Origin of the sequence: Variovorax sp. H27-G14, from assembly GCF_046156345.1 — a bacterium.
Taxonomy (GTDB): Bacteria; Pseudomonadota; Gammaproteobacteria; order Burkholderiales; family Burkholderiaceae_C; genus Variovorax.
Map to the genome: position 1 here is coordinate 31,943 of NZ_JAYLVN010000020.1, position 22,047 is coordinate 53,989.

The window sequence follows — 22,047 nt, forward strand, 5'->3', positions numbered from 1 at the left end:
CCTCACCCCCCGAAAGCATGGGAACGTCGCCCCCGTCCAGAGAAGATCCGCTATGCCGGAACTCGCAGCTCGGCTACAGCCCGCCGGCAGATTTCGATCGGCTGGTGCGCTGTGTCAGCCACGGCACGCCGTCGCCGCTCATTCGATGGCACTACCACGAGGACTACGAGATTCATCTGGTGGTGGCGACCTGCGGAAAGATGTTCGTGGGCGACTACATCGGCACCTTCGAGCCGGGCAACCTGGTCATGACAGGCCCCCGGCTGCCGCACAACTGGATTTCCACCGACGCGCCCGCCGAAGGGGTTGCGCTGCGCGACCACTGCATCGTGTTCGACCGCAGCCCGATAGAGCGCGCCAGCGAACCGATACCCGAGCTGAAAGAGCTGCTGCCGCTGCTCGACCGCGCGGGCCGCGGCATCGAGTTCTTCGGCCTGTCGGAGGTGGCGCAGGGCTACTTCGGGCGCATTCGCGCGAGTCAGAACCTGTCGCGGCTGGCGGTCTTCATCGAGTTTCTGGGTGTGCTGGGCGACTGGAAGGACTACCGGCTGCTGTCCAACCCCTGGGTGGTGGGGCAGGAAGATGCCGCGTCGATGGCGCGCATCGATTCGATCATCGGCTTCATCAACGACCACCACACCGATGCGCTGTCGATGGCCCGGGTAGCGAAGCACTTCGACATGAGCAAGAGCCAGTTCTCGCGCGTCTTTCACCGCCGCACGGGCAACACCTTCACCGACTTTTTGATTCGGCTGCGAATTTCCCGCGCGTGCCAGTTGCTCCTGCAGTCGAGCGATGCCGTATCGGCCATCTGCTACGACGTTGGATTCAACAACGTGGCCAATTTCAACCGCCGCTTTCTCGACGTGAAGGGTATGACGCCTTCCGCTTTTCGTAGACAGTTTGGCGGCGAGGCGTGGGATGCGAGAGGCGGCACCACGGCCATGGCCGCCATGCAAAGGGTGTAGCGGCCCGACCACCGCGCGGGGCGTTCAGGACCAGGCCAGCACATGGTGGGCACGCACCCTCGTTGCCGCAATCAGCCGCGCATTGGGCGCGTCGGTGCTCGCCACCCAGGCGCGCGCTTCTTCGGCACTGCGGCCGAACTGCTGATGGCGAAGCACCAGGCGCTCTTCGCGCAGGGCGTCGTCGATGTCCACGTACCAGACCTCGTCGAGCATCGATGCAGCGCCGGCCCAGGGGCCGACGTCGTGCAGCAGGTAGTTGCCTTCGGTAATGACGAGTTGCGTGCCGGGCAGCACGGCGATGGCGCCGGCCACCGGCTCTTCGATCTCGCGGCGGAACTCGGGGGCGTAGACGATGTCGCCGTCGGGGTGCTGCTCGCGCAGGCGCTGCAGCAAGGCGACGTAGCCGGCGCTGTCGAAGGTGTCGGGGGCGCCCTTGCGGCCGGCGCGGCCGAGCCGTTGCAGCTCGACATTGGCAAGGTGAAAGCCGTCCATCGGCACGACCTGGACGTGCTGCGCGCCCACAGCCTTCAGCAGCGCCACCGCCAGCGTGGACTTGCCCGCGCCCGGTGCGCCGACCAAACCCAGCAGCCTGCGTTGACCGCCGGCCATGAGCGTCTGCAGCCGGGCAAGGCTGTCCTCGGGAATGAGGGGGAGCGGGGGCAGGGGGGTGGCGTTCATGGTTCGAGCGTAGCGCGCACTAGGCGCGCAGCTTGCGCTTTGATGCGCGCCTTCTTTGCGCATTCGTTCATGGCGTGTGGCGCTTTGGCAGGCGGCCCGCAGACGCCGTGGGCATCGGCGCGCGCTTTCGTTGCGCGAAGTCCTACGCACGCGCGGTGCCGCAAATATTCAGATTGCATTCACCATGCAACAGAGCTTCCTTGACCGCACGCTGCTGCTTCTTCAGAAGCATGCCTATGCGCGCGTGCTGTGCGAGTTTCATCGCATGCAGGAGGCCCGTTGCCGTGCGGTGGATGTGGGTTTGCAAGGTGGGGCGCAGGCGCAAGCGCGTTTGGCCGACTGCGAGCGGCAGTTGGCGGCCATTGGCGCCACGCTGAAAGATGCGCGGCAGGCTGCGGCGGTTCGCATGGCGCGTGCGCTGTTCCTGCGCTTTCTGTTGAGTAGTGCACCCCGGCGGCTGCAGCCGTGGTGCGACGGCGAGTCACTGGACCGCATGCCCGCGTCGCATCTTCTCGAATGGATTTCTCACGACTTCGAACGGCTCGAACTTGCCGCGCTCGAAGACGCGATGACGCCTTCGGAAGCCGCGCTGTACACGCGTTCTCTGGAAGGCGTGGACGACTGAGCAAAAAAAGCGCCTACCAGCGCTTCCACCATGGGCTGCGCGCCTCCCGCAACGCCAGGTGGCGAGTGTCGAGGTCGTACGCAGGTTGAGGGCGTCCCCCCGTGAGGCGCCGGACTTCGACCTCCAGCGCATGCGCGATACCGCGGGCGTTTTCGTCGCCTCGCAGCGCGCGTCGGCGCCATTCGGCAGCCAGGGCTGCCAGGCCGTTCGAATCGGGGTTTTGTAGCTCCACCATGGCGGTGAGTTTTCCATGTGGGCACGCGCGCCCTTGTAGGCGCAAGGGTCGTGCGCGCGTGCGAAGAATTACATGGCGCTACATTTTTTGCGGTGGAAAGCTCAGCAGGCCTTGCCGTGGGCAACGTGCGCGCCCTTGGCCTTGGCGTCGGCTTCCGACATGTAAGTGCCCTTCTTGGTCTTGCCGAAGAACTTGTCGCTGGCGCAGTGGTAGACCTTGCCGTTGACCCAGACCTGGCCCGGCGCGGCGCCCGGAGCGGCTGCCATGGTGGTGGCGGCGGGCTTGGCGGCAGGAGCGGCAGCGGGTGCAGCGGGTGCCATCTGGGCGGCAGGCGCGGCTGCTGCCGGTGCCGCGGCAGGGGCCGGTTTTTGCGCGAAGACGGAGGCGGCGAAGACGGTACCGACGGCCAGAAGAACCAGGGCTTTTTTCAAGGGAGCACCTCAAGGGTCACACGAAAGCACGTGCATGTGCTGCCAACGGCGCCCGCGCGATCGGGTTGACCGGCTGAGAGACATTTCGGTGACGAGTGTTTCCGGGCGCGACGTATTTCACGGTTGTCGATGCAGACAGCCTTGGGGGCATCCCGCGCCGAGGGCCTTGCTGATTCGCTACAATGAGAACCATTCGTATTAATCAGAGAGCGCAGCGCCCCCGCTGCGTGGAGAACCCATGCCGGCCGCCGAGTTCGTGTTGCAGCGCGAAGTGCAGACGCTTTACAGCAACCACCATGGGTGGCTGCACGGCTGGCTGCGCAAAAAGCTGGGCTGCACGCACAATGCCGCCGACCTGGCGCACGACACCTTCGTGCGGGTGCTGAGCAAGACCGGCCCCGTAGCGGCCACCGAGCCGCGCGCCTACCTGGCCACCATCGCGCACGGCCTGGTGGTCGACTTTCACCGTCGCCGCGCGCTCGAACGCGCCTACCTCGACACCCTGGCCGCGCTACCCGAGCCGCAGACGCCATCGCCCGAAGAACGCGCCCTGGTGCTGGAGGCGCTCACAGCCATCGACGCGATGCTCGACGGCATGAAGCCGCCGATTCGTCAGGCCTTCATCCTGTCGCAGCTCGACGGGCTGACCTACAAAGAGATTGCCGCGCGGCTCGGCGTGACGGTGCGCTCGGTGAACAACTACATGCTCAAGGCGCTGGAGCACTGCTACCTGCTGGCGCCGTGAAGCCCTTGTTCGACATGCCCGTGGGTAACTCCCACATGGCCCACATGGCCCTGCAGTCGCCCGACGAAGCCCAGGTGCGCAAGCACGCCGTTGCCTGGTATGCGCGCCTGTGCTCCGGCGAGGCGACCGAGGCCGACCGCGAAGCCTGGCAGCGCTGGCATGGCGCGCACCCCTCGCACGAGCGCGCCTGGCAGCGGCTGGCCGCGATGCAGACGACGCTCCAGCGCGTGCCGGCGCACATTGCCGCACCCACGCTGCGCGCCGCGCAGCCCGAGCGACGCCGCGTGCTGCGCGGGCTGGCGGTGCTGGCCTCTGGCGGGTCGCTGGCGTATCTGTCGTGGCAGGCGACAACCGATACGCAGGGCGGCTGGCGCTCGTGGATGGCGGACTACCGCACCGGCACCGGCGAGCAACGCGAAGTGCTGCTCGCCGACGGGTCGCGGTTGATGCTGAACACGCGCACCTCGGCCGACGTGGCCATGGACGCCTTGCGCCGCCGCGTGACGCTGCGCGAGGGCGAGATCCTCATCGAGACCGCCAAGCCGCAGGCCCCGGCCGCCAGGGACGCGCGCCCCTTCACGGTGGAAACGGCGCAGGGCCGCGTCCTGGCGCTGGGCACACGCTTCACGGTGCGCACGCTGGGCGACCGCACAGTGGTGACGGTGCTGCAAGACGCCGTGGAGCTGCGCGCCGCGCAACGCCCCGGCCAGGTCGTGACGCTGCACGCGGGCCAGCAGGTGAGCTTTGGCGGCGACGGCATCGGTGCGCCGCGCGAGGCCGATGCCGGTGCGGCCGACTGGACGCAGGGCAGCCTGGTGGTGAACGACTGGCAGCTCGAAGACGTGGTGGCCGAGCTGTCGCGCTACCGGCGCGGGCGCCTCGTGTGCGACCCGGCGGTGGCGCACATCAAGGTGTCGGGCGCGTTTCCACTGGACGACACCGACAAGGCGCTGGCCGTGCTGACGCGGGCGTTTCCGGTGCGCGCGTCGGGCGTCACGCGCTACTGGGTGTCGCTGGTGCCGGCCTGATTCCGCTGCCGCCCTGCGGCATTTGAAATTTCTTTCAGTTTCTTTTTCATCTTTTTCGATTTCGTTCGGCCTACCCATAAGAACCATGGCGAGCGCCATGGATTGCTTGCTCTCCATGCCGAAGGAATCCCGAATGCCCGTGCACCTGTCTCCCACCCCCGTTTGCAAGGCGCTGTGCCTGCTGGCGGCCGTTCTCGCAATGCCCCTGGCGGCCACGGCCGCTGAGCCCGCTGTCGGCGTTCCCGCCGCTGGCGTTCCCGCGCCGCATGCCGCCGCCCGGGCCTACCGCATCGACGCCGGACCGCTCGCCGCCGTGCTCGGCCGCTTTGCCGCGGCATCGGGCGTGGCGCTGTCGTTCGACCCCGCGAGCACGCGCGAGCTGAAGTCCGGCGGGCTGCAGGGCAGCTACACAGTGCGCGCCGGCTTTGCCGCGCTGCTCGCGGGCACCGGGCTGGAGGCGGTGGAGGGCGGCGCGAGCGAATTCACGCTGCGCAAGGCAACGCCGTTCGCGGCTGCGTCCACTGCCGACATGGAAGACGCCGACGGCACCCTGCCCGCCGTGCGCGTGGTGGCCCGCGCGGCGCCCGCGCCCACCGATGCCGACGACCGCTACCAGCCCACGCCCGACGCATCGACCCTGCGCACCACCGCGCCGGTGCTGGAGATTCCGCAGGTGGTGAACGTGGTGCCGGCGCAGGTCATTCGCGATCAGCGCCCGCGCAACATCGACGATGCGCTGGCCAACGTGAGCGGCATCAACCAGGGCAACACCCTGGCCAGCACGCAAGACACCATCATGAAGCGCGGCTTCGGCGGCAACCGTGACGGTTCCATCATGCACAACGGCATGCCGCTGGTGCAGGGCCGGGGCATGAACGCGGCAGCGGAAAGCGTGGAGGTGCTGAAGGGCCCGTCGTCGCTGCTGTACGGCCTGATGGACCCGGGCGGCGTGATCAACGTCGTCAGCAAGAAGCCGCAACTGCGCCAGCGCACCTCTCTGTCGCTGCTGGGTTCGGGCTACGCCGGCGGGCGCAACGGCAGCGGCGCCACGCTGGACACCACCGGCCCCATCGGGGAGAACGGCCTGGCCTACCGGCTCGTTGCCGACCATGTGGACGAAGACTACTGGCGCAACTTCGGCAAGCACCGCGAGACGCTGATCGCGCCCTCGCTGGCCTGGTACGGCGACGACACGCAGGCCGTGCTCTGGTACGAATACCGCAAGTACGTGACGCCGTTCGACCGCGGCACCGCGCTCGACCCGCGCACCCAGCGCCCGCTCGACCTGCCCAAGACGCGGCGCCTGGACGAGCCCACCAACGAGATGACCGGTGAGACGCACCTGGCGCAGCTGTCGGTCGACCACCAGTTCGGCGGCGGCTGGGCCGGCCACCTGAACCTGAGCTACAACCGCGAGACCTACGACGCCAACCAGTTGCGCGTGAACGGTATCAACACCACGCGCGGCACGCTCACGCGCAGCAACGACGGCACACGCGGCGCGCTGAGCACCGACAGCTATGCCACCGCCTATTTCGACGGCACCGTCGAGCTGGGCGGCATGCGCCACGACCTGCAATTTGGCGCGGACGCGGAGTACCGCAAGATCTACCGCGCCGACCTGCTGCGCCAGGCCACCACGCGCACCTTCAGCTACCTGTTTCCGGTGTACGGACTGGAGGCGCCGTCGAGCACCGTATCGGCCAGCGACAGCGACCAGACCGACCGCTTGCACAACCAGTCGCTCTTTTTGCAGGACTCGATTCACCTGAGCGACCGCTGGATTGCAGTGGCCGCGTTGCGCTACCAGGCGTGGTCGCAGTTGGCGGGGCGCGGGCGTCCGTTCAAGGTGAACACCGACACCGACGGTTCCAAGGTGCTGCCGCGCGTGGGGCTGATCTACAAGTGGAGCGACACGGTGTCTTTGTATGGCAGCTACACGCAGTCTTTGCGGCCGGCTTCGACGATTGCGCCCTTGTCCAGCGGCTATGTGCTCGACGCATCGGTGAAGCCGGAGGAGGCCAAGTCGTGGGAGGTAGGCGCCAAGGTCGACATGCCCGGGGGCGTGACGGGCACGGTGGCGCTGTTCGACATTCACAAGCGCAATGTGCTCGTGTCGCAGTTCAACGACGTGACCAAGCTGACGGACTGGCGCACGTCGGGCGCGGCGCGTTCGCGGGGGCTGGAGGTGGATGTGGCGGGGCAGTTGAGCAAGAACTGGAGCGCCATCGCCAGCTATGCCTACATCGACGCGAAGACGACGGAAGACCCGCTGTATGCGGGCAACCGTCTGTGGAATGTGGCGCGTCAGACGGCGTCGTTGTCGGCGGTGTACGACTTCGGGCAGGTGTTGGGCGCTGAGGGTCGACTGCGTGTGGGTGCGGGTGCGCATTACGTCGGCAAGCGAGCGGGGGATTCGGCTAACACCTTCGAGTTGCCCAGCTATACGACTGTCGATGCGTTCGCAACTTACGACACGCGCATGTATGGCAAGAAGGTCAAGTTTCAGGTGAACGTGAAGAACCTGTTCGACAAGACTTACTACCCGTCGGCGGCGAATACGTACTTCATCTCGGTGGGTGATGCGCGGCAGGTTTCTCTTTTGACTACGTTCGAGTTTTGAGCTCGATGATTTCTTTGATTGGGGCGCTTCGCGGTTCAGGGCGCGCTCGCGAGGGCGGGGTACCTTGCTCCGCGAATGTCCCCCGGGGCTTCGCCCCTCCTCCTTTATTTCGCTGCGCAAGGCACCCCACCCTCACGAGCGTTATGCGGAGCAGTCGTTGATCAGCGGAACACCAGCAGCGCGTCCAAGTGCACAGGGCGTCGGGTGCTCCCCGCAGCGAAATAAAGGAGGAGCCGAAGGCGGGGGACATTCGCGGAGGGGAGCACCCGGCGGCCTGTGCACACGCCCTGAACAGCAGCACTCTGAACAACAGAAAAACCCAACATGAACTACCTCCGTCGAATCGCAACAGTCCTGGTGCTCGCGTGCGGCCTGAGTAACGGCATTCACGCAGCCGAGCCAGCAACCCAGGCACGCAAAGTCGTACTGCTGGTACAGCGCGACAGCCCCAGCAAACAAGTCGACGAAAAGATCAAACAGCACCTTGAGTCGCGCGGCTTCGCTGTGACGTTGCAGGACCAGTCCGTAGCACCCACCGTGGCCGCCGGCGCGAGCCTCGTCGTCATTTCGTCCACCGTCGCGGCCAAGGACGTGAGCGCCGCGTGGCGTCAACTTCCCGTGCCGCTGATGACGTGGGAAAACGACCTGCTGGACGACCTGGCCATGACCGGCAAACGGCACGACACCGACTTCGGCGAGGCCACCAAAGAACGCTACGTCTGGCTCGTCAATGCTCCGCATCCCATGGCCGCTGGCCTCCCGGCCGGAGTGACCAACGTCTACGTGAAACAGGCCGGCATGAGCTGGGGCAAACCCGGCCTGGGCGCCACCACCATCGCCACCCTCTACGGCCAACCCGAAAAGGCCGCCATCTTCGGCTACGAGAAAGGCGCCACCATGGACTACGAGTCCCTCGCGCCCGCGCGCCGCGTCATGTTCTTCCTCGGCAACGAAACCTTCGACAACCTGGCACCGTCAGGCCGGCTGCTGTTCGATGCGGCGGTCGATTGGGCCGTGGGCATCCGCTGAAGAAAAAACAACCACCGATGAAATTTCCCTCGCTGCGCCAGCTCTGGTTTCAACTGCACTGGTTCGTCGGCATCACCGCCGGCACGGTGCTCATCGTCATCGGCCTGAGCGGGGCGGTGCTGTCGTTTCGCGAGGAAATCATCGATGCGCTGAACCCGCACGGGCGCCACGTTGCCGTGCAGGCCCTGCAGCCGCTCACCCCGCCGCAACTGCTGGCGACCGTGCGCCAGGCGTGGCCCGAACGCCAGGTCGGCACGCTCGCGTTGTTCGCCGAGCCGGGCGCGGCAGCGCGCGTGATCTTTGCGCCGCCCAAGGGGCAACGGCGCGGCGAGGCGGTCTACCTCGACCCTTACACCGGCACTGCGCTGGCGCCGCTGGCCGGCGCGGAGTTTTTCGAGTGGGTGGAGGCACTGCATCGCTGGCTGCTGCTGCCGCGCGAACCAGGCCGCGTCGCGACCGGGGTGCTGGCCATCGGGCTGCTGCTGCTGTCGCTCTCGGGGCTGTACCTGCGATGGCCGCGCCGCGTGCTCGACTGGCGCGCCTGGCTCACCTTCGATCCCGCGCTCAAGGGGCGCTCTTTTCTGTGGGGTCTGCATTCGGTGATGGGCACCTGCGCGCTGCTGATGTACCTGGTGTTCACGACCAGCGGGCTCTACTGGGCCTTCGATGCGTTGCGCGACCGGGTGGACGCCATGGCGGGTCACCCCCGCGTGGCCGCGACACAGCAGCCACGCCCCGCGCCGCGCGAGCGCAACATGGCGCGCGACGATGCCGCGGCGGTCGACATTGCGCCGGCGTGGGCCGCCTTCGAGCGCCAGGCCGGGCAGACGGGCGGCTGGAGCGAAGTCATCCTGCGCGTGCCCTCGGGCGCGGCGCCTTCGGTGCTGTTCACATGGCTCGACGTGGCGCCCGCGCACGAACGCGCGCGCAACCGCATGACGGTGCGCCTGCCCGGCGGCGACGTGGCGCAGGACGAGCGGCATGCGGACAAGTCGGCGGGCGGGCTCTTTTTGGCGGCCATCTACCCGCTGCACATGGGCACCTACTTCGGCCTGCCGGGGCGCATCGTGATGACGCTGGCGGCGCTGATGCTGCCGGTGTTCGCGGTGACGGGGTGGCTGCTGTACCTCGACCGTCGGCGCAAGAAGCGCGCGGTGCGCGCCGAGCGCGTCGCACTGGCACGCACACAGCGGCCGGGCGATGCGCACGACGGCCCAGCCCCCGAACGCGTGCTGGTCGCCTTTGCAAGCCAGTCCGGCACGGCCGAAGGCATCGCGATGCGCAGCGCCGCCGCGCTGGCGTCGGCCGGCCTGCCCGTGACCGTGGCTTCGATGGCGCGGCTCGACCCCGCGCAACTGCGCGACCACGAGCGCCTGCTGATCGTGGCCAGCAGCTTCGGCGAAGGCGGTCCGCCCGATGCCGCGCGGCGCTTTGCGCAGCGGCTGGCGCAGGTGGGCGGCGAGGCGCTGTCGCACCTGCGCTACGGCATGCTGGCGCTGGGCGACCGGCACTACGAGCGCTTCTGCGGCTTCGGCCACACGCTCGACCATGCGCTGGTGGCGGCCGGTGCGCAGTCGCTGTTTCCGATGGTCGAGGTGGACAACGGCGACGCGGGCGCTCTGGCGCTGTGGCGCAAGCAACTCGGTGCGCTGCGCGGTGCGCGCGCGGTGGCGGACGATGTGGCGTTCGCTGCGCCTGCCGATGCGGATGCGTTCCAGGCATGGACGCTGCACGCACGGCGGCTGCTGAACCCGGGCAGCCAGGGCCACCCGCTGTACGAGATCGAACTGACTGCCAGGCAGGGCGACCTGCCGGTCTGGCAACCGGGTGCGCTGGTCGAACTGCGGCCGGGCCCCGATGTGGCGGCCCGGCGCTACTCGGTGGCCTCCGTGCAGACCGAGGGGCACTTGCGGCTGCTGGTGCGGCAGGCGCGGCATGCGGCAGGTGGGAAAGAAGGCCTGGGCCTGGTGTCTGGCTGGCTCACCGCGCAGGCACCGCTGGCGGCGGATGTGCAACTGCGCCTGCTGCCCAACCCCTCCTTCGCGCTGGTGGAAGACGCGCGCCCGTGCATCTTCATCGGCAACGGCTCGGGCTATGCGGGCCTGCGCGGCCACTTGCGTGCGCGCGTGGAGCGGGGGCACCGGCGCAACTGGCTGCTGTTCGGGGAGCGGCAGCGCGCGCACGATGCCTTCTTTGCGCAAGAGGTCGCGCAGTGGCAGGCGCAAGGCCGCATCGAGCGCGTGGACCTCGCGTTCTCGCGCGACCAGCCCGAACGTATCTACGTGCAGGACCTGCTGCGCGAAGCCGCGGCCGAGCTGCGGCGCTGGGTCGGCGAAGGCGCGGTGGTCTTCGTCTGCGGCAGCCTGAACGGCATGGCCGGCGGGGTGGACGCGGTGCTGCAGCAGGTGCTGGGGCACGCCGCCCTCGACGACCTGATTGCCGAAGGCCGCTACCGCCGCGACGTTTACTAGGCAAGTACCTCAGCGGCTCGCTCGGATTGGCGGGGGTGGGTAGCATCGGGCGCGCCCATCCAGCGACCCAGCCACCCAGCCACCCAGCCGCAACCCGCGGCACCCTTCGATGACCGACCCGCGGCCCTTTCTCGAAATTCGCCAGCTCCGCACGCGCGGCCGGCCGCCGGTCGACCTGCAGGCCCAGCGCGGGGAGTGCGTCTGCATCCTCGGCAAGTCCGGCTCGGGCAAGAGCGTGCTGCTGCGGCTGGTGGCCGACCTCGACCCGGGCGACGGCACCGTGCTGCTCGACGGCGTGGACCGCAACAGCGGCAGCGGCCCGGCATGGCGCCGGCGGGTCGTGTACCAGGCGGCGGAGCCCGCGTGGTGGGGCGCGACGGTCGCCGAGCATTTTCCCGACGACACGCGCGCGCTGCTCGCTGGCTGGCTGGTCGACGTGGGCCTGCCAGGCGACGTGCTGCAGGCCGACATCACCCGCCTGTCGACCGGCGAGCGCCAGCGGCTGGCGCTGCTGCGTTCGCTCGCGCGCAAGCCGGCGGTGCTGCTGCTGGACGAACCCACGGCCTCGCTCGACCCCGCCACCACGCTGGCGGTCGAAGCCCTGCTGGCGCGCGAGCTGGCCGCGGGCCTGGTGATCTTGATGGTCACGCACTCGGCCGAGCAGGCGCGGCGCATCGGGCAGCGTTGCTTCGAAATGGCCGAAGGGCACTTGCAGCCCATGCACCCCGCGAACGCCCTGCACCCCGCATGACCACCATTCACCTCGACGCCACCGACCTGGTGCTGGCCACCTTGCTGGTGCTGCTGAACGCCGGCGCCTCGCTGCTGCTGCATCTGCGGCTGCACCGGCAGGTGCTGTGGGCCGCGGCGCGCATGGTGGTGCAGCTGTTGCTCGTGGGCCTGGTGCTGCGCTTCGTGTTTGCCGCGGCCTCGCCGGCCGCGACGCTCACCATCGTCATCCTGATGATCCTGGCGGCGGCGCGCGAGGTGGCGGTGCGCCCTTCGCACCGGCTGCAGGGCGGGCGCAACTTTGCAATTGGCGCGGCGGCGGTGGGCATCTCCAGCGTGGCGACCGTGGTGCTGGCGCTGATGACGGCCATCCAACCCCACCCCTGGTACGACCCGCGCTACGCCATTCCGCTCATGGGCATCGTGCTGGGGAGCGTGCTGAATTCAGCGAGCCTGGGGCTCGACAGTTTTTTTGAAGGCGTGACGACGGGGCGCGCGCGCATCGAGGCGCAGCTGTCGCTGGGCGCGACCATTCACCAGGCGCTGGCGGAGCTGGTTCGCTCGTCGATTCGGCGCGGGATGATCCCCATCATCAACCAGATGTCGGCCGCCGGCATCATCACGCTGCCGGGCATCATGACCGGCCAGCTGCTGGCCGGCATGGACCCGATAGAGGCCGCGAAGTACCAGATTCTTTTGCTGTTTCTGCTGACCGGCGCGGGCGGGCTGGCGGCGGCCGGGGCGGTGTACATGGCGGCCAGGTCGATGACGGACGACCGGCAGCGCCTGCGCTCGGACCGTTTGAGCTGAGCCTGCCGGGCTGCGCTCAAGCCCCGGCAGCCGCCCACTCCCGCGCCAGCTCCTCGCGCCCCTGCACGGTGATGCCGGCCACCACGGCCAGCTGGTACTCGCCGAAGCGGGCGCACAGGTCCAGCGGCGGATAGATCTCCGCCTCCACCAGCCCGACCGCCATCAGCACCGCAATGTGCCGGATGGCGCTCGGCTCCCGAACGCGAAGAGGAAATGGCGCGTTCTCGATTTCCAGCAGGTATTCGATAGGCATGTCGTTCGCATATAGCGCTCTCTCCGTTTCCATGGAAAACCTTGGAGGGAGCGGCATGCGTCGAGTGTGCGCCACAGCCGCGATGCGGCGTGGGACATCGCTGTCCGGGAATGTCTCTAGGGGGCCGTGCGTTCGAAGGCTGGCACGCGCCCGGCGAAGTCATTCAGCCACAGCGCAAGGGTCGGGTGCGTGGCGCGCCACCGGCCGTCGAACCGGAAGTCCAGGTAGCCCAGCGCCGCCGCCAGTGCGATCTCGCCGATGTGCGGACCCGCGTCGCGCTGCACGGGCCCTTGCGCTGCAAAAGCGTCGAGTGCGCGCTCGACCTTGCCCTGCTGGTTGTCGACCCAGGAGGCCAGCTGGTGGGTCTCGGGCCTGAAGCGCCGTTCGTACACCTGCAGCAGCGCCGCGTCGAGCAGGCCGTCGGCCAGCGCCTGCTGGCGCAGCGCGGCAATGCGTTCGCCCGCGCCCGTGGGCGAATGGCACCGCTGCACTTGCGCGCACGGCGCGCAACAAAAAACTCTCTCTCATTCAAAGTAATTCTCGTGACCCCCAGCAAGCCCACCCACATCAGCGAGACGTCGAAGAACGTCTACATCATTGCCACGAAACCGTTCACCGACGATGGCGAGCTCGACCTGGCCAGCGCCGACAGCCTGACCGGCTTCTAGACCTGTTCAACGTGTACCTCCCGCTGCTGCGCCACGAGTTTCAGTACGGCATTGGGCTGGCGCTGCGCAAGGAAACGCTGAAGCGGCGCGGTGCCATTCGCTCGGCCTATGTGCGCCGGCCCGGCCCGGTGCTGAACGCGACGGACATGGCGGAGCTGGGGCGGCTGATTCAGCGGCTCGAAGAACGGCTGGCCGCGCTGCGCTGAGCCCGGCTGAAAAAGGCTGTTATTGCCGCACTCTGGTCATTTTGGCTATTCTTGCCATAATGGCCTGAAAAGGAGCACCCCATGGCCGCCGTACTGCCCAGCCTCGACCAACTGCCGCGTCAGAACGCATCCCACGTCAAGAACCGCTGGGGCGACGTGGTGCGCCAGGTGCAGGAGTCCGGCAGCGTGGCCGTTACCAACCACTCGACCGTGGAAATGGTGCTGCTCACCGCGGCCACCTACACCCAACTGGTGGAAGACGCTCAGGCGCTCAAGGCGCGCGAGCAGTCGGTGCTCGACGAACTCGGCCGCCGCTTCGACGCGCGGCTGGGCGTGCTGCAGCAGCCCGGCGCGGCGCAGCAGGTGGGCCAGCTGTTCGCGGCCAAGGGCAAGCTGGGGCGCCGCCCCAAGGCGGGTGACACTTTCTGATGGCGGCCTCTTCTGATGCTGCTGCCGTGCCACAGCCCGTGCGCCCGTTCATCCTGGTGCTGGCCGGTGTCAACGGCGCCGGCAAGAGCTCGGTGGGCGGTGCCCTGCTGGCCGAGCACGGGCTGACCTGGTTCAACCCCGACACCTTCGCCCGTGAGCTCGTGGCGCAGCTCGGGCTGACGCCGGAAGACGCCAACGGACGCGCATGGAAGCACGGGCGCGATCAGCTCGAAGCGGCCATCGCGCAGGGCAAGAGCCATGCATTCGAGACCACGCTGGGCGCGAACACCATTCCCGCGATGCTGGCCGCCGCTTCTGCCACGCACGACGTGGTCATGATCTTCTGCGGCCTGTCGTCGCCGGAGCAGCACATGGCGCGCGTGCGAGCCCGGGTGGCGCGGGGTGGCCATGACATTCCGGAAAAGAAGATTCACGAGCGCTGGGTAGCTTCGCGTGCCAACCTCATTCAGCTGCTGCCGACGCTGGCGCGGCTGCAGGTCTTCGACAACAGTGCGGAGGCGCCCCTGGGTGGCGACATCGAAGACCCGGTTCTGGTGCTCGAGATGGCCGGCGGCGCACTCGTTTTTCCGCAGCCCGACGACCTTGCGGCGCTGGCTGCCACGCCCGGCTGGGCGCGCCCTATCGTTCAGGCTGCCATCGAGCTGCAGGCCTGAAGGCGGTCTGTTCACGCTCAGGCGCGTTGCGTTCGAAAGGCCGGGAGGGTGGGGCTGCCGTGCGCCATCTGGCGCAGGCGTTCGAGCTGGCTTTTTTCCTGCGCGTCTCGCAGGCTTTTTGCGGCACGGGCTGCGGCATAAATAACAAACAGCGATTCGATCGCCCGGTGCCATGTCTGCATTGCCAAGCCCTCTTCAGAAGGCGGCTCGGGCGGTTCTGGCGGGGCTTCAGGCACCGCGAAGCCGTTCTTTCGCAGGATGCTGGCTTTTTGGAGGGGTGTGAGCATGAAGAGGGTATTGCGATCTTCGTGCCAGCTTTTTCGACCCCTCCCGGGGCATCAGCTGCAGCTCAGCTTCATTGCTTCGATGCGGCCGCCAAAGCCCAGCTTGCGCACCAGTCCACCTTCGCGGCTGTTGGGCGCAAAGCTCACCGTGCGGTCCTTGAACATGGCGTGCTCGTACACCTCCAGGGTGGCGCGCGGGCCGACGCTCACGCTGCCGATGTCGCGCTTGAGCTGCTTGGCCGTGCCCTTGTCCATGCTCTGCACCTGGGCCGGGCCGACCAGCGTGACAAAGTCGCCCTGGAAGTCACGCTTCGAATAGAACTGCGCCCAGCAGCCAGCAGCCAGCAGCCAGACGCCAACGCCGGGTCCTGGATGCGCACGGGCACCAGCAGGATGGTCGGGTCGGGCTGGTTGTCGATCCCTGTTGCGGTGCTCGACGTGGGCGCGTTGCTGGCGCATGCACCGAGTGCGACAGCGCTGGCGATCAAGAGGGTGCGGGAAAGCGAGACAGAAAATTTCATGGGTCGGTGCCGAGGGCAAGCGTTCAGTTGCTGAGAACTTCACCTTAGCGACGCACGACGTTCACGCCGTAGGAGAGCGACGCAAAGGGTCGTGGCCGCCGTGCGCGAGGTGGGCACCGAGCGGGCACGACGGGGGCACGGCAGGTTCAGATCACGTCCGCCGGGGCGACCACCACCCGGCTGTACTTGAGCATCGCCTCCGGGTCGATGCCCAGCCAGCGCGCCACCTGCTCCACCGGCGTGCCGCGGCGCAACTGGCGCAGCGCGAAGGTGTGGCGCAACCTGAACGAGCCACCGTCGGTGGCGTCGAGCCCCGCTTCTTCGAGCACGGCGCGGGCCGCCTTGTAGTGCGCTTCCTTGCTCCAAGGCTTGCCGCTGAGCGTGGAGGGCAGCAGGTGGTTGCCGAGGATGTTCGCCTGCGCGCGAACCTGCAGCCAGTGCTGCAGCAGCTCGCCGGCCCAGGGCGCGATGGGCGTCTCGCGTGGCGGCAGGTTGCCGTTGCCGGGCACCGCCACCTTCCAGGGCCGGTCGCGCACACGACCACCCGCGGACACGGGCGCGAACGTGGTCAGCGCCCGCACGTCGCCGGGGGCGAGCCCGCCGCCCAGTTGCAGCGCCACGGCCGTGCGGTTGCGCAACTGCTGCCAGCTGAACGCGCTGTAGGCATCGCGCCGCGGTCCTGACAACGCGGGCCGGGGGCGCGCCTCCGACAGAAAGGTGATCAGCCGGCGCGCCTCGGTCACCGAGAGGAAATCAGGCAGCGGGTCGGACTGCGCTGCTTCGGCGTAGCGGATGTCCGGATGCACCGCGAGCCAGTCGGCGGCCGCGGTGTTGGGCGCGCTGCCGGTTTCCGCCGCGTGGTGGCGCAGCACCCGGTCGATGAGCCGCAGCAGGCGCAGCGCGTGGCGCGGCGACAGCGACTGGTCGGCGGCCTTCATGCCGAAGCGCGCGGCCTGAAAGGCCTCGAGGTCGCGCATGTCGAGCGTGTCGAGGTCCACCGCCGGCGACTGGCCCAGGCACCACGCGACAAAGCTGCCCCACATGTCGCGGTACACCGCGATCGACCCCGTTTGCCGCAACGACCCCGCGGCCCGTTGGTCCGCAAGCCAGCGGTCGAATGCGAGGCGATGGTTTTCGTGGCTGTGCGGGGCGAAGAGGGGAAGGGTGTTCATGAAAATACACTAACGGCCAACGATTGTGCTTTGGTTGGCTCGGGTTTGGCCTTGCACGAAGAGGCAACTGCTCCCGTTAGTGTATTTACGATGGTCTTTGCTGGCCAGCTTTCATGTCGCTCAAGTACTGTCGTGCGAGAACGAGATTTGCTTCCCGTTTTGACAACAGTTGCCGCATCAGGAACAGAAGAGCCAGCCCGGCGGGACTGCTACGGCTGTGTCGACGAAATAGAAACCTGCACGTTGTCGCGCGCGCGTTCGACCGGCAGCGATTCGCCGCGCAGGTCCCCGGGCTGCGGCATCGCGTCGCCGCTGCGCGAAACGCGCGCGGTGACAACCAGGCGCGCCACTTCCGACAGCTTCCTGCCACCGTTCATCGGGGTCGTTCCGTCGAGCCTGAAAGACAGCGGCCATTGCGCACCGCTGTAGCGGGCGGCGGCGATCGGCATGCCCGTGCCGCCGGCTTCCCGGGCGAACACGAACACGGTGTCGGTCGGCCGCACGGCAGCGGCCAGCTCGGGTGACAGCGCGACCGTGCCGCTGACGACATCGCCAAAGCGCGTCGCACCATCGCCGGCCTGCGCGGCCTTCAGCACCTGCGCCTGTTCGGCCTGCAAGGCTGCGTCGTCCGGCGTCAGCGCCATGGCCAGTGCATAGGCCCGGCTTGCGTCGTCGTAGCGCCGTATGGATGCATACGAACGCGCCACCATCGTCCAGCCAGCCGCATCGATGCTGCCCGCCGGCTGCGCCTGCATGCGGCTCACCATGGCGTCGAGCATCGTCTGCACGGCTTCGGCGGGGGGATCGGCGGCGGCTGTTCCGGGCGGGGTCGGCTGCGCGCTCGCGGGGCCCATCGCCGGCGTTTGCATCGCTTCGATCTTGAGCGCGTCCATGTTGCCTAGAAAGCCATAGACGCCGAACGAGAACACCGCCGCGGCCACGCCGAGCCAGGCGCGCAGCCGGCGTGCAGGAGCGCGCGTTGCGCCGGTCGCTTGCTGCACCGGCCCAGGCGCGGCCAGCATCAGCCAGCCCAGCGCAGCAAGCGCGGCAGCGGCGATCCAGAAAGCCGTCATGACACGGCCCCCTCGCGCGCATGTCGCAGCACGGTACGAACCAGCACGAGCAAGGCGACGCCCAGCAGCAGAAACGGCCCGACCCACAACAGCGCCGTACGCGCATTGAAAGCCGGCCGGTACAGCACGAACTCGCCATACCGCGCGACCATGTAGTCCCTGATCTGCGCGTCCGTGCGGCCCGCCAGCAACTGCGTGCCAATCTGGCCGCGCAGGTCGGCGGCCAGCGCGGATTGCGATGCGGCCAGCGTCTCGTTCTGGCAGACCAGGCAGCGCAGCTCCATGGCAATGGCCTGCACGCGCGCGTCGAGCAGCGGATCGGCGGCCAGCGGCGGCGCCTCGCCGGCCAGCGCCGTGCAGGCGGCCAGCGCGCAGAGCCAGCCCATGAGCCAGCCCATCAGCCAGCCCATGCGCAAGCGGCTGGCGCCTGTCGACGCCGTTTCCGGCGCCGCTGAATTGCGTGAACAGGCCCTAGCCATCGAGCTTCCTCACGAGCGGCATCACGGTGTCGCGCAGGGTCTCTGGCGTGAGCGGGCCGATCACCTTGTGGCGGATCACGCCCTGCTTGTCGATGACGAAGGTCTCCGGCACGCCGTAGACGCCAAAGTCGATGCCCACCAGCCCGTCGCGGTCGGACAGCGACAACGCATAGGGGTTGCCGAAGCGTGCCAGCCAGCGCTGCGCGTCGGCGGGCGCGTCCTTGTAGTTGAGCCCGTAGATCGGCACCGCGCCCGTGCGGGCCGCGTCCAGCACCACCGGGTGCTCCAGCCGGCAGGCAACGCACCAGGAGGCCCAGACGTTCAACAGCCAGACCTTGCCCCGCATGTCCTGCACCGACAGCGTGCGGCCCGGCTGGTCGAGCACGGGGAGCGTGAAGGCCGGCGCCGCCTTGCCGATCAGCGGCGAAGGCACCTCGCGCGGATTCCGTGTCAGGCCGGCCGCCATGAAGGCGACCAGCACGCCAGCGCCCAGAAGCGGAAGGGCGGTTCGTTTCATGGAGACCTCGCCTCGCCGTGAAAAGCGGCCAGCGGTTCCATCGACGGCAAGCGCTGTGCCGGCAATGTCGCGGCCTGTGGCGCCGCTGTTTCGCGTTGCGCGCGGCGCCGACGGTCGAGCGCCGCCGTCAGACCGCCCAGGGCCATCAACAAACAGCCGCCCCAGATCCAGCCGACGAAGGGTTTGTAGTGGATGCGCATGCTCCATTGCATCGGGCCGATGGGCTCGCCGAGCGACACATACAGGTCGCGCGTGAAATGGCGATAGATGGCGGTCTCGGTCATCGGCGTGCTGTTGGCGATGTAGAGCCGCCGCTCGGGCGACATCGTGGTGAGCGGCTCGCCGTCGCGCGTGACCGCGAGCGTGGCGCGCGCGGCAATGTAGTTGGGCCCGCGCTGCTCGCTGATGCCCTGCAGACGGAAGCTGTAGGCGCCTAGCGTCACCGTGTCGCCCGGCCCCACGCGCACATCGCGCTCCACCGAATAGCCACCCACGATCGTCACGCCGACGATGAACACCGCCACGCCGAAGTGCGCACACAGCATGCCGTAGTAGCTGCCGCCCTGCGCCGCAAGCCGCGCGCCCCACGTGCCGGGCGCATGGCCGCGCAACCGGCCCGCGAGGTTGATCGCACAGGTGCTGGCGATCCATGCGGCCAGCAGCAGGCCGAAGCCGATCATCGGTGTCCAGCGGCCCAGGGCGAGCGGCCCGACCACGGCGCTGGCCGCGCTCACGCCCAGGGCCCAACGCAGCCGCCGCGCCAGTTCGCCGACGCGCGCCTGCCGCCAGCGCGCCATCGGCCCGACGCCCATCAAAAAGAGCGCAGGCGCCATCAGCGGCACGAACACCGATTCAAAATACGGCGGCCCCACCGACAGCTTGCCGAGGCCGAGCGCGTCGATCACCAGCGGGTACAGCGTGCCCAGCGCCACCGCTGCGCAGGCGACCAGCAGCAGCGCGTTGTTGGCCAGCAGCATCGTCTCGCGCGAGACCAGCGCAAAACGCGCAGAGGCTTCGAGCCGGGGCGCGCGCCAAGCGAACACAGAAAGCGAGCCGCCCATCACAAGCGCGAGAAAAATCAGGATGAAAACGCCGCGTGTCGGGTCCGAAGCAAACGCATGTACCGAACTCAGCACGCCCGAGCGCACGAGGAAGGTGCCGAGCAGCGAGAGCGAGAACGCGAGTATTGCCAGCAGCGCGGTCCAGGCGCGGAAGGCGCCGCGCTTTTCCGTCACGGCCAGCGAATGGATGAGCGCGGTGCCGGCCAGCCACGGCATCAGCGACGCGTTCTCCACCGGATCCCAGAACCACCAGCCGCCCCAGCCCAGTTCGTAATAGGCCCAGAAGCTGCCGAGCGCGATGCCGCAGGTGAGAAAGCACCAGGCCACCGTGGTCCAAGAACGCGACGCGCGCGCCCAGGCCGCATCGAGCCGGCCCGACAGCAGCGCCGCCACCGCGAAGGCAAACGCAACGACAAAGCCGACATAGCCCATGTAAAGCATCGGCGGATGGATCACCATGCCCGGGTCCTGCAGCAGCGGCGTGAGGTCTTCGCCTTCGGCGGCGGCGGGCAGCAGGCGAGCGAAGGGGTTGGACGTGAACAGCGTGAACAGCAGGAAGCCGCAGCTCACGAGGCCCATCACGCCCAGCACACGGGCGCGCATTACGTCGTCGGTGCTTCGCGCGAACAGCGTCACGGCCAGCGTCCAGCCCGCAAGGATCAGCGTCCACAGCAGGATCGAGCCTTCGTGCCCGCCCCAGACGGCCGTGATGCGATAGACCATGGGCAATGCCGAATTCGAATGCTGGGCTACGTAGAGCACCGAGAAATCGTTGAGCACAAATGCCCGCGTAAGCACCGCGTAGGCGATGGCGATGAACACGAACTGCGCGCGCGCCGCCGGTTGGGCAAGCGCCATCCATGCGGCGTTGCCGCGCGTTGCGCCGACCAGCGGCAACGTTGCCTGCACCAGCGCCATCGCAAGCGCCATCACCAGCGCGAAGTGACCGAGTTCGACGCTCATGGCTCGGCCACCTCGAGCTTGCCGCGCCGCGCTTTCTCCAGCGCTTCGGCGGCTTCGGGCGGCATGTAGTTTTCGTCGTGCTTGGCCAGCACCTGGTCAGCGCGGAACACGCCGTCTGCACCCAGCCGGCCTTGCGCCACCACGCCCTTGCCTTCGCGGAACAGGTCGGGCAGCAGGCCCGTGTAGACCACGGGCACCGTGCGCGCTAGGTCGGTCACCACAAAATGCACCGTGAGCCCTTGCCCGCTGCGCTGTACGCTGCCTTGCTCGACCAGCCCGCCAAGGCGGAAGCCGCGCTCCAGCGGCGCCTCCTTGGCTGCAATCTGCGAAGGGCTGAAGAAGAAAACGAGGTTGCTGCGAAACGCGTTGAGCACCAGCGCGCTCGCAATGCCCAGCGCCGCCAGGCCGCCGAGGATCGCAAGGCCGCGCCGGGCCCGGGCCTTCACGGTGCGTCTCCCGCCAGCCTGCGGCGCAGGCCGCGACGCCGCGCCCGCAGTTGCGTCGCCTCGAGCGCCACCACAAGCGCCGTCATGCCGAAGGCGCCCCACACATAGAGGCCGTAGCCACCCATCGCGACAAAGTCTTGCCAGCTGTGCCAGTTCATGCGGCCTCCAGTGCGCGCCGCGTCCACGCCGCATCGCGCTCCCGTTCGAGGATCAGCACGCGAACACGCATCAGCGTGACTGCAATGCAGTAGAGCCACACGGCCGCCACCATCACCAGCAGGCCGGTGAGCATGGGCGTGGCCATGCTCGGCGCCTTCGACAGACTGATCGATGCGCCCTGGTGCAGGGTGTTCCACCACTTCACCGAGAAATAGATGATCGGCACATTGACCACGCCCACCAGCGCCAGCACGGCGGCAGAGCGGTCGGCGCGCCGCACGTCGTCGATGGCGCCGTGCAGCGCCAGAAAGCCGAGGTAGAGAAACAGCAGGATCAGCTCCGACGTGAGCCGCGCGTCCCATACCCACCACGCGCCCCAGGTCGGCTTGCCCCAGAACGCGCCTGTACACAGCGCGATGAAGGTCATGAGCGCCCCGGTGGGCGCCAGCGCGCGCGCGAACATCGCGGCCAGCCGCGCGTTGAAGGCCAGCCCGATGCCGGCCCAGAACGCCATCGCCACATAGATGAGCATCGACATCCATGCGGCCGGCACGTGCACGAAGATGATGCGGTAGGCCTCTCCCTGCTGCGCGTCGGTGGGTGCGATGCCCAGCCCGATGAACAATCCGGCCACCGCCAGCACGGTCGCCGCGACCGCGGAGGCCATGGCGATGCGGCCCGCCAGTGGATAGAAGCGTTGCGGCGATGCGAACGCAAAAAAGCCGAACGACGGCGCACGGCGCGGCGGCGAAAGGGTAATGAGCGACATG

27 protein-coding genes and 1 pseudogene are annotated in these 22,047 nt (G+C 68.3%); 13 read left to right on the forward strand and 15 right to left on the reverse strand.

Annotated elements, in window-relative coordinates:
* Positions 1–17 precede the first annotated feature (17 nt).
* Positions 18–968 carry an AraC family transcriptional regulator gene (locus tag VLK31_RS30130; protein WP_409172155.1) on the forward strand — a complete coding sequence of 317 codons (951 nt, stop codon included), beginning with the start codon at positions 18–20 and terminating at the stop codon, positions 966–968.
* 24 nt (positions 969–992) lie between these two features.
* On the opposite strand, the gene VLK31_RS30135 is transcribed toward VLK31_RS30130, so the two are convergent.
* Positions 993–1,646 (reverse strand): nucleoside/nucleotide kinase family protein, encoded by a 654-nt coding sequence (locus tag VLK31_RS30135; protein WP_409172156.1) that lies wholly within the window; start codon positions 1,644–1,646, stop codon positions 993–995.
* A gap of 184 nt (positions 1,647–1,830) precedes the next feature.
* Here VLK31_RS30135 and VLK31_RS30140 point away from each other — a divergent pair, with 184 nt between their 5' ends.
* The gene (locus VLK31_RS30140) at positions 1,831–2,271 is read left to right on the forward strand and encodes a hypothetical protein (RefSeq protein WP_409172157.1); all 441 of its coding nucleotides are present in this window, start codon (positions 1,831–1,833) and stop codon (positions 2,269–2,271) included.
* A 13-nt stretch (positions 2,272–2,284) separates the two neighbouring features.
* On the opposite strand, the gene VLK31_RS30145 is transcribed toward VLK31_RS30140, so the two are convergent.
* Both VLK31_RS30145 and VLK31_RS30150 read right to left on the reverse strand, forming a co-directional pair.
* Positions 2,285–2,506, reverse strand: a complete 222-nt coding sequence (locus VLK31_RS30145) for a hypothetical protein (protein WP_409172158.1) — start codon at positions 2,504–2,506, stop codon at positions 2,285–2,287.
* Positions 2,507–2,607: 101 nt separating this feature from the next.
* Positions 2,608–2,910, reverse strand: a pseudogene (locus VLK31_RS30150) (hypothetical protein); the annotation flags it as partial.
* A 265-nt stretch (positions 2,911–3,175) separates the two neighbouring features.
* Between VLK31_RS30150 and VLK31_RS30155 the strand changes: the two are divergent.
* From VLK31_RS30155 to VLK31_RS30185, 7 genes are all read left to right on the forward strand, one after another.
* Positions 3,176–3,682: a sigma-70 family RNA polymerase sigma factor gene (locus VLK31_RS30155; RefSeq protein WP_409172159.1), complete on the forward strand. Its 507-nt coding sequence runs from the start codon at positions 3,176–3,178 to the stop codon at positions 3,680–3,682.
* Positions 3,679–4,710 carry a FecR domain-containing protein gene (locus VLK31_RS30160; RefSeq protein WP_409172160.1) on the forward strand — a complete coding sequence of 344 codons (1,032 nt, stop codon included), beginning with the start codon at positions 3,679–3,681 and terminating at the stop codon, positions 4,708–4,710. Before VLK31_RS30155 ends, VLK31_RS30160 begins: the two co-directional genes overlap by 4 nt.
* Positions 4,711–4,843: 133 nt before the next feature.
* Positions 4,844–7,333 (forward strand): TonB-dependent siderophore receptor, encoded by a 2,490-nt coding sequence (locus tag VLK31_RS30165; protein ID WP_409172161.1) that lies wholly within the window; start codon positions 4,844–4,846, stop codon positions 7,331–7,333.
* A gap of 324 nt (positions 7,334–7,657) precedes the next feature.
* Positions 7,658–8,362, forward strand: a complete 705-nt coding sequence (locus tag VLK31_RS30170; protein ID WP_409172162.1) for a hypothetical protein — start codon at positions 7,658–7,660, stop codon at positions 8,360–8,362.
* A gap of 17 nt (positions 8,363–8,379) precedes the next feature.
* Entirely contained in the window at positions 8,380–10,833 is a 2,454-nt protein-coding gene (locus tag VLK31_RS30175; protein ID WP_409172163.1) for a PepSY domain-containing protein, read from the forward strand.
* A 109-nt stretch (positions 10,834–10,942) separates the two neighbouring features.
* A complete protein-coding gene (locus tag VLK31_RS30180; protein ID WP_409172164.1) occupies positions 10,943–11,584 on the forward strand; it encodes an ATP-binding cassette domain-containing protein in 642 nt (213 codons plus the stop codon).
* Positions 11,581–12,372 carry an ABC transporter permease gene (locus VLK31_RS30185; protein ID WP_409172165.1) on the forward strand — a complete coding sequence of 264 codons (792 nt, stop codon included), beginning with the start codon at positions 11,581–11,583 and terminating at the stop codon, positions 12,370–12,372. The genes VLK31_RS30180 and VLK31_RS30185 overlap by 4 nt, the downstream gene beginning before the upstream one ends.
* A 16-nt stretch (positions 12,373–12,388) precedes the next feature.
* Here the strand turns inward: VLK31_RS30185 and VLK31_RS30190 are convergent, their stop codons facing one another.
* On the reverse strand, positions 12,389–12,625 hold the full coding sequence (locus VLK31_RS30190; RefSeq protein WP_409172166.1) for a hypothetical protein: 237 nt from the start codon (positions 12,623–12,625) through the stop codon (positions 12,389–12,391).
* 116 nt (positions 12,626–12,741) lie between these two features.
* Entirely contained in the window at positions 12,742–13,116 is a 375-nt protein-coding gene (locus VLK31_RS30195) for a glutathione S-transferase C-terminal domain-containing protein (protein ID WP_409172167.1), read from the reverse strand.
* Between the two features lie 51 nt (positions 13,117–13,167).
* On the opposite strand from VLK31_RS30195, the gene VLK31_RS30200 reads away from it, so the two are divergent.
* From VLK31_RS30200 to VLK31_RS30215, 4 genes are all read left to right on the forward strand, one after another.
* A complete protein-coding gene (locus tag VLK31_RS30200) occupies positions 13,168–13,293 on the forward strand; it encodes a hypothetical protein (RefSeq protein WP_409172168.1) in 126 nt (41 codons plus the stop codon).
* Between the two features lie 11 nt (positions 13,294–13,304).
* The gene (locus VLK31_RS30205) at positions 13,305–13,499 is read left to right on the forward strand and encodes a hypothetical protein (RefSeq protein ID WP_409172169.1); all 195 of its coding nucleotides are present in this window, start codon (positions 13,305–13,307) and stop codon (positions 13,497–13,499) included.
* Positions 13,500–13,580: 81 nt separating this feature from the next.
* On the forward strand, positions 13,581–13,928 hold the full coding sequence (locus VLK31_RS30210; protein WP_409172170.1) for a type II toxin-antitoxin system prevent-host-death family antitoxin: 348 nt from the start codon (positions 13,581–13,583) through the stop codon (positions 13,926–13,928).
* 26 nt (positions 13,929–13,954) lie between these two features.
* Positions 13,955–14,602, forward strand: a complete 648-nt coding sequence (locus VLK31_RS30215) for an AAA family ATPase (protein WP_409172171.1) — start codon at positions 13,955–13,957, stop codon at positions 14,600–14,602.
* A 17-nt stretch (positions 14,603–14,619) separates the two neighbouring features.
* On the opposite strand, the gene VLK31_RS30220 is transcribed toward VLK31_RS30215, so the two are convergent.
* From VLK31_RS30220 to VLK31_RS30265, 10 genes are all read right to left on the reverse strand, one after another.
* Positions 14,620–14,784, reverse strand: coding sequence for a hypothetical protein (locus VLK31_RS30220; RefSeq protein WP_409172172.1), 165 nt, complete (start codon positions 14,782–14,784; stop codon positions 14,620–14,622).
* 156 nt (positions 14,785–14,940) lie between these two features.
* Positions 14,941–15,345: a hypothetical protein gene (locus VLK31_RS30225; RefSeq protein WP_409172173.1), complete on the reverse strand. Its 405-nt coding sequence runs from the start codon at positions 15,343–15,345 to the stop codon at positions 14,941–14,943.
* Positions 15,346–15,553: 208 nt separating this feature from the next.
* Entirely contained in the window at positions 15,554–16,579 is a 1,026-nt protein-coding gene (locus tag VLK31_RS30230; RefSeq protein WP_409172174.1) for a tyrosine-type recombinase/integrase, read from the reverse strand.
* Positions 16,580–16,788: 209 nt separating this feature from the next.
* Positions 16,789–17,652 (reverse strand): tetratricopeptide repeat protein, encoded by an 864-nt coding sequence (locus VLK31_RS30235; RefSeq protein WP_409172175.1) that lies wholly within the window; start codon positions 17,650–17,652, stop codon positions 16,789–16,791.
* Positions 17,649–18,062 (reverse strand): cytochrome c-type biogenesis protein, encoded by a 414-nt coding sequence (locus VLK31_RS30240; RefSeq protein ID WP_409172248.1) that lies wholly within the window; start codon positions 18,060–18,062, stop codon positions 17,649–17,651. Before VLK31_RS30240 ends, VLK31_RS30235 begins: the two co-directional genes overlap by 4 nt.
* A gap of 61 nt (positions 18,063–18,123) precedes the next feature.
* Positions 18,124–18,648 (reverse strand): DsbE family thiol:disulfide interchange protein, encoded by a 525-nt coding sequence (locus tag VLK31_RS30245; protein WP_409172176.1) that lies wholly within the window; start codon positions 18,646–18,648, stop codon positions 18,124–18,126.
* Positions 18,645–20,672 carry a heme lyase CcmF/NrfE family subunit gene (locus tag VLK31_RS30250; RefSeq protein ID WP_409172177.1) on the reverse strand — a complete coding sequence of 676 codons (2,028 nt, stop codon included), beginning with the start codon at positions 20,670–20,672 and terminating at the stop codon, positions 18,645–18,647. The genes VLK31_RS30245 and VLK31_RS30250 overlap by 4 nt, the downstream gene beginning before the upstream one ends.
* Positions 20,669–21,118 carry a cytochrome c maturation protein CcmE gene (gene ccmE / locus VLK31_RS30255; protein ID WP_409172178.1) on the reverse strand — a complete coding sequence of 150 codons (450 nt, stop codon included), beginning with the start codon at positions 21,116–21,118 and terminating at the stop codon, positions 20,669–20,671. The genes VLK31_RS30250 and ccmE overlap by 4 nt, the downstream gene beginning before the upstream one ends.
* Positions 21,115–21,276 (reverse strand): heme exporter protein CcmD, encoded by a 162-nt coding sequence (gene ccmD / locus VLK31_RS30260; RefSeq protein WP_409172179.1) that lies wholly within the window; start codon positions 21,274–21,276, stop codon positions 21,115–21,117. The genes ccmE and ccmD overlap by 4 nt, the downstream gene beginning before the upstream one ends.
* Positions 21,273–22,046 (reverse strand): heme ABC transporter permease, encoded by a 774-nt coding sequence (locus VLK31_RS30265; RefSeq protein WP_409172180.1) that lies wholly within the window; start codon positions 22,044–22,046, stop codon positions 21,273–21,275. The genes ccmD and VLK31_RS30265 overlap by 4 nt, the downstream gene beginning before the upstream one ends.
* Between the last annotated feature and the right edge of the window lies 1 nt (position 22,047).

Excerpts from the sequence above, each read along its gene's own strand:
- VLK31_RS30225 (WP_409172173.1), bottom strand. The coding sequence starts at position 15,345 with ATGCGCCAGCAACGCGCCCACGTCGAGCACCGCAACAGGGATCGACAA.
- VLK31_RS30230 (WP_409172174.1), bottom strand. The coding sequence starts at position 16,579 with ATGAACACCCTTCCCCTCTTCGCCCCGCACAGCCACGAAAACCATCGC.
- VLK31_RS30145 (WP_409172158.1), bottom strand. The coding sequence starts at position 2,506 with ATGGTGGAGCTACAAAACCCCGATTCGAACGGCCTGGCAGCCCTGGCT.
- VLK31_RS30240 (WP_409172248.1), bottom strand. The coding sequence starts at position 18,062 with ATGGGCTGGCTGATGGGCTGGCTCATGGGCTGGCTCTGCGCGCTGGCC.
- VLK31_RS30180 (WP_409172164.1), top strand. The coding sequence starts at position 10,943 with ATGACCGACCCGCGGCCCTTTCTCGAAATTCGCCAGCTCCGCACGCGC.
- VLK31_RS30140 (WP_409172157.1), top strand. The coding sequence starts at position 1,831 with ATGCAACAGAGCTTCCTTGACCGCACGCTGCTGCTTCTTCAGAAGCAT.
- VLK31_RS30130 (WP_409172155.1), top strand. The coding sequence starts at position 18 with ATGGGAACGTCGCCCCCGTCCAGAGAAGATCCGCTATGCCGGAACTCG.
- VLK31_RS30245 (WP_409172176.1), bottom strand. The coding sequence starts at position 18,648 with ATGAAACGAACCGCCCTTCCGCTTCTGGGCGCTGGCGTGCTGGTCGCC.
- VLK31_RS30235 (WP_409172175.1), bottom strand. The coding sequence starts at position 17,652 with ATGACGGCTTTCTGGATCGCCGCTGCCGCGCTTGCTGCGCTGGGCTGG.
- VLK31_RS30250 (WP_409172177.1), bottom strand. The coding sequence starts at position 20,672 with ATGAGCGTCGAACTCGGTCACTTCGCGCTGGTGATGGCGCTTGCGATG.
- VLK31_RS30135 (WP_409172156.1), bottom strand. The coding sequence starts at position 1,646 with ATGAACGCCACCCCCCTGCCCCCGCTCCCCCTCATTCCCGAGGACAGC.
- VLK31_RS30170 (WP_409172162.1), top strand. The coding sequence starts at position 7,658 with ATGAACTACCTCCGTCGAATCGCAACAGTCCTGGTGCTCGCGTGCGGC.
- VLK31_RS30220 (WP_409172172.1), bottom strand. The coding sequence starts at position 14,784 with ATGCAGACATGGCACCGGGCGATCGAATCGCTGTTTGTTATTTATGCC.
- ccmD (WP_409172179.1), bottom strand. The coding sequence starts at position 21,276 with ATGAACTGGCACAGCTGGCAAGACTTTGTCGCGATGGGTGGCTACGGC.
- VLK31_RS30165 (WP_409172161.1), top strand. The coding sequence starts at position 4,844 with ATGCCCGTGCACCTGTCTCCCACCCCCGTTTGCAAGGCGCTGTGCCTG.
- VLK31_RS30185 (WP_409172165.1), top strand. The coding sequence starts at position 11,581 with ATGACCACCATTCACCTCGACGCCACCGACCTGGTGCTGGCCACCTTG.
- VLK31_RS30175 (WP_409172163.1), top strand. The coding sequence starts at position 8,380 with ATGAAATTTCCCTCGCTGCGCCAGCTCTGGTTTCAACTGCACTGGTTC.
- VLK31_RS30210 (WP_409172170.1), top strand. The coding sequence starts at position 13,581 with ATGGCCGCCGTACTGCCCAGCCTCGACCAACTGCCGCGTCAGAACGCA.
- VLK31_RS30265 (WP_409172180.1), bottom strand. The coding sequence starts at position 22,046 with ATGTCGCTCATTACCCTTTCGCCGCCGCGCCGTGCGCCGTCGTTCGGC.
- VLK31_RS30155 (WP_409172159.1), top strand. The coding sequence starts at position 3,176 with ATGCCGGCCGCCGAGTTCGTGTTGCAGCGCGAAGTGCAGACGCTTTAC.
- VLK31_RS30190 (WP_409172166.1), bottom strand. The coding sequence starts at position 12,625 with ATGCCTATCGAATACCTGCTGGAAATCGAGAACGCGCCATTTCCTCTT.